Source organism: Paenibacillus sp. Marseille-Q9583, from assembly GCF_976954365.1.
The window spans coordinates 1-2,918 of record NZ_CDRJTB010000143.1; the positions used below are offsets into that span (position 1 = coordinate 1).

The 2,918-nt window shown below is 35.6% G+C and carries 4 protein-coding genes; all 4 read right to left on the bottom strand.

What is annotated here, in order from left to right:
• Positions 1–133: 133 nt before the first annotated feature.
• A complete protein-coding gene (locus tag ACWNM1_RS30385) occupies positions 134–361 on the bottom strand; it encodes a hypothetical protein (protein ID WP_449603905.1) in 228 nt (75 codons plus the stop codon).
• A gap of 367 nt (positions 362–728) precedes the next feature.
• Positions 729–2,084, bottom strand: a complete 1,356-nt coding sequence (locus ACWNM1_RS30390; protein ID WP_449603906.1) for an ApeA N-terminal domain 1-containing protein — start codon at positions 2,082–2,084, stop codon at positions 729–731.
• A 323-nt stretch (positions 2,085–2,407) separates the two neighbouring features.
• Positions 2,408–2,689 (bottom strand): TnsA endonuclease N-terminal domain-containing protein, encoded by a 282-nt coding sequence (locus ACWNM1_RS30395; protein ID WP_449603908.1) that lies wholly within the window; start codon positions 2,687–2,689, stop codon positions 2,408–2,410.
• A 45-nt stretch (positions 2,690–2,734) separates the two neighbouring features.
• Complete coding sequence (locus ACWNM1_RS30400) at positions 2,735–2,857, bottom strand: hypothetical protein (RefSeq protein ID WP_449603907.1); 123 nt, start codon at positions 2,855–2,857, stop codon at positions 2,735–2,737.
• Positions 2,858–2,918 lie beyond the last annotated feature (61 nt).

The following is a 2,918-nucleotide window of genomic DNA, read 5'->3' on the forward strand; positions in this document are numbered from 1 at the left end:
TATGTTTTTATCCCTTATCTAAATATACAATATAGTTGGTATCTAGGATAAGAGTATTAAATACGGAGTGCCATTAAAGTTTGTGTCTGAATTTTACATTAAAGTTGGTTACTGAAACTTATTTGCAACTTGCTTAGCCTTCTGGGATTTTTTGTACAACAGAAATACCTAAAAGAATTCCCTCTATTTGTTCTTTAGTGACAATAAATATATTGGTCATATCAAAGTTGTTTTTGCCCACCGATTTAAGGAACCCAAGGTAGTTTAAGGCTCTGATAAATGCCCTTAATTGTCGCACATTCCATGGATTTAGTATTCCTAATCTACCCAATGCAGGAGCATTCACAATTGCACCAAGCATATGTTTTGAGATACTGCATTTTCTATTTCAATTGATAAAAGACATCTTGCATTAGGATTCATGAAGAGTTTTCGCTCTAATTCGGGAGTATGCAAAGAAGAGCTTTATCTTTTAACAATGCTAGCATTCTTTCATACGTATAATCAACCGGTTATAAACAAGTATACATTCCATTCTGCAAATTCAGAATAAGCATTCAGAATCCAGCTTTAAGCATTGTTTACCATCCGTGATTTTATGTGCTGCAACAGATGCCTATGGATTACGCTGTTAACAGATCGTCTCTAAGTTGTCTCTCTATATCCGTTGGTGGCTGTCATCTTAAAAATCCGTATGCTTATAAGTCTCACAATAACAATTTTTAGAATTATCTTGTATAGTGATTTATGTAGGAGTCCTTTATCTCCTCTGAAGCACCCAACTCGTTTAAAAAACACAATTCTAGGATTATAGACGTCCTTTTAATAAGTTCACGCCAATCATTTTGGGTAATATCCTCTTCCTCTCCCCTATTATCCAAATGGGTCATGTTATTTCTGATTTCGACACACTTATAGATAAAATTTTGATTCGCTTTAAACAATCGATCTAATCTGACCTTATCGATTCTCACTAATTCAGTTAATCTTTTTCTTAAGGTCATATCGTTTAAATGTTTAAGTTTATCTTTTAACTCTTGTGCATGGTCTACGTCCACGTTTTGATCAATAAGTTCAAACATTTTTGTCTTAAAAATGTTGAACTCGTCGCTACTCATGATCGTATTTCCAGGGCCAAAAGCGATCCGGTGATATGACTCTAGCGCTTGCATATTACTAAGAAATTTATTTTTTGGGAAGAGAAAAAAGTTGTACTTGGTTCCGAAAAAGAGGTCGAAAATAGCAGCGAATGTTTCACTTTTTTCAAACCAGCTGTTAATCAATTCATTCGTATTATTTCTTATTGTGCTGAATGGTAGGGGCATTTCAACAGCATGAATAGTTTCAGGAGTTTCAGTGAAGGAATGATTTCTAAAATAAATCTTGGTTCCGAATACCCTCGCCACATCTATATCATCTAGTATGTTCTCATCATAACCAATGATTTGAGTGGGAAGTACAGAGTCCCCTATTACAAATGTAAAGAAGTTTCGAAGCTTTGACAGATGTTTAAAATGCAAATCATTATAAGTAATCTTACTCTGGTCGAGGCTCTTAATACTTAGAAATAAACTTTCTTCCCATGAAACACGTCCGTTTGATCTTGAATCGTTAAGAGAAAAGACTAGTGATATTTCCAAATTCCCAATGGATGCTAGCAAAACATTATCTGGGGCTTGGTAGATCAGTTCGATCTTACGTTCTGTCGCTTCATTATATATTTCAGATATGTTAGAGATGTTCACCCATTTTTGTAAGTGGGTAAGCCCAATTTCATATTTATCAAAAGCAATGTCATCCAAGGAGCTAAAATGTGAACCTATAAGAGCTCCTGATACTTTGTACGCCTCAGTTTGATGCATAAATATATTATAAGACTGGCCGGCAGTTATACATCCAACTAGGGTTACTGGTCCCTTTGAGGTCATTCCAAGGATAACCTCACAGTAATAACCATCCTTCATGTTGAAAGAAGCATTTAAATCTAGATGCATTAATCTTTGATCGTCCATGCTGAAAATTCCGTGAATTTGATTATCTTCATGTTCCGGTAGCCAAAAATGCCCCTTTAGCTGTTCCCTCATTACAAATCACCCACCTTAGGTTTGATAATAATATAATCATAACATAACCTTTACAGAGCATCTCTTCCATTCAGCTTGGTTTATCCCATGCTGTTTTTAAAAAGAGTCCTTCCCTATCATCATCGAGGTTGTTTTTATGATTTGTCTCAGCTCGTTCGACTCATAAAGGCGGAGTGTGATGTTCATTTACCATCATAGCTAGAATCTCCTCTTCAATTAATCCCTCATATCTCTCTGATACTTCTTTTTTCAAACCTGAAACCCGCTTTACACACCATGATTTCGGCACTCCTTCTTTTATATAAATTAAGCGAATATTGTTTTTAATCCGGCGGATTTGATAATTCAAGCGTCCTTTTAGTCAGTTTATTAATTGGTTTAAAAGTTCTGGCTTCTTCCATTGTTCCATTTTCACCATTCGGAACTGTTAACATAAAATCAGAAGTCTGAACTACATCTTGTCCATGTAGATTCGCATGAATTATATTTAATTTCTTCGCTATTCGTTGTGTTTCTTCGATTGGAAGGGGATATTGTTCTCTGATATCTATAACTTGGTCTGTCCAATCCTGAACAAGCAGATATTGATACTCATATTTGGACAGCGTATGATGTACTCGATTTGAATGTCAACCTGGAGTACGGGTTAATCATCCCTCTGATGCCACTTTATTATCATTTGCTTGAATGAAAGGAATATAGTCTGCTCCTCTTCCTTGTCCTCTTCCATCCTTAAGGCGATTTGCATGAGTTTTATATACAGTGTTTGGCACTAACTCCTCCTCCTCTCAAAACATAAAGACGCATAACTAATTTGTTATGCGTCTCTGGCTG

What these genes read in the sequence shown, in the direction of transcription:
- ACWNM1_RS30385 (WP_449603905.1), bottom strand. Translation starts at nt 361, where the DNA reads ATGCTTGGTGCAATTGTGAATGCTCCTGCATTGGGTAGATTAGGAATA.
- ACWNM1_RS30390 (WP_449603906.1), bottom strand. Translation starts at nt 2,084, where the DNA reads ATGAGGGAACAGCTAAAGGGGCATTTTTGGCTACCGGAACATGAAGAT.